This is a genomic window from Microcoleus sp. (assembly GCF_049646505.1).
Classification (GTDB): Bacteria; Cyanobacteriota; Cyanobacteriia; order Cyanobacteriales; family Microcoleaceae; genus Microcoleus.
Window position 1 is genome coordinate 1 of record NZ_JBARVX010000033.1, and the last position, 6,909, is coordinate 6,909.

General features: G+C 44.7%; 5 protein-coding genes and 1 pseudogene. 5 read left to right on the forward strand and 1 reads right to left on the reverse strand.

What is annotated here, in order from left to right; genetic code table 11:
• The 3 genes from WBA89_RS02155 to WBA89_RS02165 all read left to right on the forward strand — a co-directional run.
• On the forward strand, window positions 1-1,184 hold a 1,184-nt coding region (locus tag WBA89_RS02155), incomplete at its 5' end, for an AAA family ATPase (protein WP_424403646.1).
• Window positions 1,181-1,966: an exodeoxyribonuclease III gene (gene xth, locus WBA89_RS02160; RefSeq protein ID WP_424403648.1), complete on the forward strand. Its 786-nt coding sequence runs from the start codon at window positions 1,181-1,183 to the stop codon at window positions 1,964-1,966. The genes WBA89_RS02155 and xth, both read left to right, overlap by 4 nt.
• Before the next feature lie 285 nt (window positions 1,967-2,251).
• A complete protein-coding gene (locus WBA89_RS02165; RefSeq protein ID WP_424403650.1) occupies window positions 2,252-3,127 on the forward strand; it encodes an SDR family oxidoreductase in 876 nt (291 codons plus the stop codon).
• Between the two features lie 131 nt (window positions 3,128-3,258).
• On the opposite strand, the gene WBA89_RS02170 is transcribed toward WBA89_RS02165, so the two are convergent.
• Window positions 3,259-4,383 carry an EAL domain-containing protein gene (locus tag WBA89_RS02170; protein WP_424403652.1) on the reverse strand — a complete coding sequence of 375 codons (1,125 nt, stop codon included), beginning with the start codon at window positions 4,381-4,383 and terminating at the stop codon, window positions 3,259-3,261.
• 625 nt (window positions 4,384-5,008) lie between these two features.
• On the opposite strand from WBA89_RS02170, the gene WBA89_RS02175 reads away from it, so the two are divergent.
• Together WBA89_RS02175 and WBA89_RS02180 are read left to right on the forward strand one after the other, a co-directional pair.
• Complete coding sequence (locus tag WBA89_RS02175) at window positions 5,009-6,442, forward strand: hypothetical protein (protein WP_424403654.1); 1,434 nt, start codon at window positions 5,009-5,011, stop codon at window positions 6,440-6,442.
• Window positions 6,443-6,667: 225 nt separating this feature from the next.
• Window positions 6,668-6,909 (forward strand): annotated as a pseudogene (locus WBA89_RS02180) (hypothetical protein); the annotation flags it as partial.

Here is a 6,909-nt window from a genome sequence, read left to right on the forward strand (position 1 = left end):
ATTATGCACAAATTGATAACTTCAGTGTTTGTGAGAACAATTCGCATCCCTCAGAAATCCCAAATACAGAAAAACCTAATCAGCCAATTTATAACCAAACTAAACCTAAAGAGCGATTAGACTTATCGGATGCACCAGAACCCAACCTATTCTATAACCGCACATCCGAACTTTCCACCCTCGAAAACTGGATTTTAGGCCGCACCCGCCTCATCACCATATACGGCTTATCCGGTATTGGCAAAACCGCCCTAACACTCCAACTAATCCCACAAATTCAACACGAATTCGATCGCATAATCTGGCGAAGCCTCCGCGACGCGCCACCGCTGGCTTCACTCCAAACCGACTTAATTAAATTCCTCTCGCAGCAGCAAGAAACTAACCTCCCCAACCCCCCCTTATCAAGGGGGGGCGAAGAGATTCAACCTCTTTCTCCCAGGCGCGGCGAAGAGATTCAACCTCTTTCTCCCCCCCTTAGCAAGGGGGGGTTGGGGGGGGTCATCAACTATTTACGATCGCACCGCTGTCTCATCATCCTCGATGATATCCAAACCATCTTCAGCAGCGGACAACTCGCAGGAACTTACCAACCAGGCTATGAAAATTACGGCGCATTCTTCAAACAAATAGCAGAATCATCCCACAACAGTTGTTTAATCCTCCTGAGTTGGGAAAAACCCAGAGAAATCGCCGCAGTAGAAGGTGAAAACCGCCCCTGCAAATCTCTGCAACTCAACGGTTTAGGCCCGGAAGCACAGGAAATATTCAGAGAGAAAGGATTAGCAGAACCGGAAAAATGGTCACAACTAATCGACCTTTACCGAGGCAATCCCTTATGGTTAAATATAATTGCCACATTAATTCAAGACTTATTCGGCGGCAGCGTTTCCGAATTCCTCTCCTATGATACCCTATTTTTAGGAGACTTAGAATCACTATTGCAGCAGCAGTGCGATCGCCTAACCGCATCCGAACAACAAGTGATTTCTTGGCTAGCAAGTGCGATCGAACCAGCAGACATCTCAAAAAAGCCAGACAACCTGCAACTGTCACCGCCAGAACTCTTGAAAGTCATGCAATCTTTAGGACGACGGTCATTAGTTGAAACAGTCAAACAAAACGGGCGATCGCACTTCACGATCGAGCCAGCAATCAGAGAGTACATAATCAACAAAAAATGAAAATCGCCACCTGGAACGTTAACTCAATTCGCACCCGCATCGAACACGTTACTAACTGGTTGCAAACCAACCAAATAGACATTCTCTGCTTGCAAGAAACCAAAGTCACAGACAAAGACTTCCCCCTAGAACCCTTCACCAATCTCGGCTACAACTGCTATATTTCCGGTCAAAAATCCTACAACGGCGTCGCTATTTTTAGCCGATCGCCCATGTCACAAATCAGCACCGGATTTTCCCCCCTTCTCGGCACCGAAACCGTCGGCAGCTTCGACGAACAAAAACGCCTCATAGCCGGGGTTATAGACGATATTTGCATCATTTCCGTCTACGTTCCCAACGGTTCCGAAGTCGGTAGCGAGAAATATGAGTACAAGCTGCATTGGCTCAAACTGCTGCAAGAATACCTCAAAATAGCACTAGACAACTCGCCCAACCTGTGCATTTGCGGCGACTTCAACATCGTACCGGACGATCGAGATATTCACAATCCCAAAGCTGCTGCAAACTCAGTTGGCCTATCAGTAGCCGAACGCCAAGCATTAACAGAAATCATAGAATTAGGACTGAGCGACCCCTTCCGCAAATTCACATCAGAAGGCGGCCATTATAGCTGGTGGGACTATCGCGCCGCCTCATTTCCCCGCAACAACGGTTGGAGAATCGACCACCATTATCTCAGCCATTCCCTGTACGAAAAAGCAAAAAACTGTACAATAGATATTGCTCCCCGAAAATTAATCAAACCCAGCGACCACACCCCCGTAATTGTCGAAATTTGAATTGTGAGTTATAAATAAGATTAAGGCAAAAGAAACCCGGTTTCTACGATAAATCCTAGGTTTAACAACCAGAAATTTAAGAAACCGGGTTTCTTTCTATAATCCTAAGCGATGCTTGGCAAAAGAAACCCGGTTTCTACGATAAATCTTAGGTTTAGCAACTAGAAAATCAAGCAACCGAGTTTCTAAAACCCCTTGCAGAAAATTGCTCATTCCATCCGTTACATCCGTTACAAAATCCGTTGCCGAACTTCCTTCTCCCATAACAACCAACCCCAAAAAATCATGTTCTTAGTAACCGGAGCAACAGGCGCACTAGGCCGCCGAATAGTACGAGAAATCAGACAGCAAGACAAGCCTGTCCGCGCCTTTGTTCGCCTCGCATCTCGCTACTCGGAACTAGAAAACCGAGGCGCAGAAATTTTTATCGGCGACTTAAAACAAGACAAAGATATTAAAAAAGCCTGCCAAGGAGTGCAGTACATCATCAGCACCCACGGCACCGGCGGCGACGTTCAAGCAGTACACTACCGCGCTAACATAGAACTAATCGACTGCGCCAAAGAAGCCGGAGTTGAGCATTTTGTCTTTCTTTCGGTACTGGGAGTCGATCGCGGATATGAAGATTCAGCAGTATTCAAAGCCAAACGAGAAGTCGAAAAATACCTGCAAAACAGCGGATTAAATTATACCATATTGCGGCCCGCCGGTTTTGCTTCGAGCCTCCTGCCACTCGCCGAAAGATTTCGAGAAACCGGACTTTACCTGCTGATTGGCGACGCCAAAAACCGCACCTCAGTTGTCAGTACCGACGACTTAGCAAAAATTGCCGTAAACTCGCCAACAGTCGAAGGCGCGCGCAACCAAATTTTAGCAGTCGGCGGCCCCGATGTGCTGACCAGAGACGACATTGCCCGGATTTTCGGACGCTTGTTCAATCGCGAACCTGTGGTAATTAACCCGCCCTTGGTTGTGTTTGACGGCTTGCGAAATGCCTTGGGTTTCTTGAATCCTCAAGCTCAAAAAAGCTTAGGAACTTTGCGGGTATTGCTGGCTAACGAGTTTTTCTGCACTCCCGAAGAAGTGCAAAATTTGGAGTCTATCTACAACATGAGAATGGAATCCTTAGAAAGCTTTTTGCGACGCAATTTGAGCGTTTAATATTTTATGATTTTCTAATTTTCTGATTTCTCGTTACCAGGCTCTGCCTGGTAACGAATATCTAGAGGCTCTGCCTCGAACTTGTCTTGTTTTATTGGAGGCAGAACCTGGAAACGAGCAAATTTGAGCGTTTAGCCAGACAAAGAAACAGCTTCTACGCCACCCATATATTTGGTAACTGCGATGGGTGGAGAACAAGGCTTAGCAATCAAAAAACCTTGAACAAAATCCGCTCCCCGCTGTCGAACCCACTCCAACTCCTCCACAGTTTCCACACCTTCAGCAACAGTTTTAATCTCTAATTGAGCCGCAACTTCTAACATTTTTTCAGTAATTAATGCCTTATAATAATCTTGATGAACGTTGCGAATTAATTGCATATCCAACTTTAGAAAATCCGGCCGCAACTGGTGCATCAAATTTAAATTAGAAGAACCGCTGCCAAAATCGTCCAAGGCAATTAAAAATCCCGCTTCTCGGTAAAACCTCAGAATTTTAATCAAGTGATCCATATCGGGAGGATGCTGAGATTCCGCTACTTCAAAAACAATATTGCTGTGAGGAATTCCAGATTCATCAATAGCCTGCACCGTCATTCGCAGGCACGTAGCGGGATCGTAAACAGCAGTCGGAGAGAAGTTAATAAAAAGCAGTTCTTTGATATCGTGTACCTTGGCTTCGCGAATAGCGCGAGTCCGGGCTAAAGCATCTAGTTGAAAAATTATACCTGCTGATTCAGCTTGACCAAAAATCCGACCCGGAGGAATTAAGTTTCCTTGCTCGTCAATACCTCGGAGTAGCGCTTCGTGGGCAAAAATTTTAGAAGTATCTGACGTATAAACAATGGGCTGAAAATGTGTAGTAATTCTTTCTTCGTACAATAAATCTAACAGCCAATCAGAATTGCTGAAATTAATAAAAGAGTCTAAGGAAGTGCTGCGATAAAAATCGCTAAATTGCGGCTGTTTAACTTCGCGCATCCACAAAGCTTTTGTATCTTTCAACTCTTGATTTGTCAGCTTCGATGAGGCTAGGGCGCTAAAGTTTTCTTTGGCTATTCCCTCAAGACTAACGTACAAACACTTGCTCTCTTCTAAAAGCTGGAATTCAAGTTTTGTCCCCCTCAGTGCAGAAATAACCTTGTTCAGCGTGTGCGACACTGGAAACCACAGGTATAAGCCTCCGCGACCCTCTATTTTTTGGGGTACTGTTTCGCAGCGAGAGCAGGAGCTGAAGGCTTTGCCACTTCTTTGCACTAGAATATCCTCCGATTTTTGGAAAAATTTGATAATTACTATAAATAAGCTACTATTCTAAGCTTATTTAGCTATTAATACATCTACCTCAAGGTGTAAATATTGATTAAGAAATCGTTAAGATTTACTGTGGCAGTGTTTTTTCTTGCCTCTAGTTTCAAACCTTGGTAAAATTTCTCAGGATCGATCGACTGCATACAATCAAACACAGTCTGGAATCTCAACAAAAGGAGAATATTCAAACTTGCTCTCTACTCTCTACGGCTGCTCAGATTCTTGACACCTGATTCTCTACATTGCTTGACAAAAATAGCGGCGGTAACAGTTAATTTTTGGGGTCAAGGGGAATTAACTGCCCGATCGACAATTTCAGCTCACTACAAGTATAGACAGCCGGACGATCGCCCGAAACAAACTCACTGGCTGCAGAATATTTCATTTAATTTTAAAATCGGGATGACAGGAGTTGAATTAAGCTCTCCGAAGTATTCTACCACTTTCCGGCATCCTAGCCCATATTTTCGCTCAATCCAGGAAATCTGTTTTGCGTCTGAGCGAAAACTGAGTGGTCTGCTGTATGCTTTACACAGCAAGCGACTCAGCACTCTGGAGAATTGAGCGAAAGATGAGCGAAAAATCTAATTCAGTTACACTCAGCACATCCGCTGACTACCTTATTGGGTATGAACGGATTTTGGACTACTTCAAGCAAGCACAGAAAGAATGCCCCAAAGGGGTAGGACTAAAGAAGGACAGTAAAGCCAAGGGGTCTTACATCACCCTTCAGTTCAGACTAGGTGACAAGCGGGTCAACAAAACCTGTGGGTGCTACCTCACAATGCAGGGCATCACTGATGCCTTAAATAAAGCTCGCTTGGTTGCTACCGCCTTAGAATCGTTCTCTAGTGAGACTCTATTTTTAAGCTGGTACGAAGATGTTATTTTGCAAAAAAACGTCATCAAGAATGACTTGACGACGTTTGGCGAGGCAATTGCAAAAGTAGAGAAAGAATATTGGGATGGACGCACTAAACGCCGCCAGCAGCGTGACAGAAGCAATATTAGTCAGCAGCGGTCTTGGGATGTAGTTTATGGCCACTATTACAGACTGTTGCCCCAAAACACAGTTGTCAATCTGGCAGATATTCTGTTGGCAGTCAACAGCAAAAAGAAAGGAACTAAATGCTTCAAAAACTGCTTGTGCGCTATGCGTAAGCTCGCCGAAACAATTCAGAACACTGACTTACTCGGCCGCCTTAAAGAAGTTGATGGTACGCAGACAGAGTTTAGGCAAGACCTTCAATCTATATCGGTTGACGAATTCTTGAAACTTCGTGAGGAGATTTTAACAGTTCCTGATGACAAACGATACCATTTAGAGTCGCGCAAGCGGTGGATGTGGGTGCTGTCAATGCAGGTTGTGTATGGTTTTCGGGTTCACGAGGTCTTTGCTGTTCAGAACATCGACAAACCATTTATAGCAAAGGATGGCGTTATTATCCCGGCACTGAATGAGCCAAACAATATAAAAATGATTGCTGTAGTGGGTGATAAAACGTTGTTAGATACGACAACCAAAACTGGCTACAGATTGTGTGTGCCGATGCTTCCTCCTACCCATCCCGACTTGGTAAAGCGTTTAGAAATCAAATCAGGACAATTACCGGAAATTTATTCAGTTTCAGATAATCCAAATACCATTGGTAAAGCTTACGCTAGGAGAGCGCGTCAATTTTTGACTAGACTGAACAAAGGTCTGACACAAACTCACGCACTGCGTCATTTAGCTAACCTTAGCGGTCAAATGGGGGGGGTGTCTCAGGAGACGAGAGCTAAAAGTTTAGGGCATTCAACACAGATGAATGAAGGGATTTATAAGAGACGAGCTAATACTGAAACAACAATCAACTTGTTAACTCAGTCTACAAAGGAAACTATTCCTCTAGGTAGCGCAATTGGGGTACTCAAACGGATAGGAAGTAACGCACAATGTATCGATTTATTGGCTGCTATTTACGGCATTACGCCCGACAAAGTGATGGAGTTGCTTGCCGAATAAGTTGAAACAAAAGTTTACAGTCCCTGTGTTGACAGATGGCTATGAAACTGCGATCGTATGTAACTAAGGAAGATTGATGCGCGACTGACTAGCACTTGCAATGCTAACCAAGTCACGACTTCCCCAAACCGTTTATCACCAACGTTTGGAGCCGAATAATTATGCCACATTCAGCCGATCGTCCCCAGGGGCGATCGCAACACTTAATGTTTGCGGGGGCTAGCTATGACTGAGCCTCCCATTCTGTATCGCCGTATCGACAAACTCAAGGCGATCGCTTTTGAGCGCGGTTTCACCAACCAAGATGCTAAGCAATTTGGGAAGCTTTCCAAGACTGCTACATGGGAAGCGCTGCTAGAACTTTACCTGATTGACGGCGAATCACTAGACACACCACTAGACAGTGCAGGCAGTGTAGACAAAATACCTGAATCCTTTGGTACAGGCGATGTAGACAGTGTAGACAC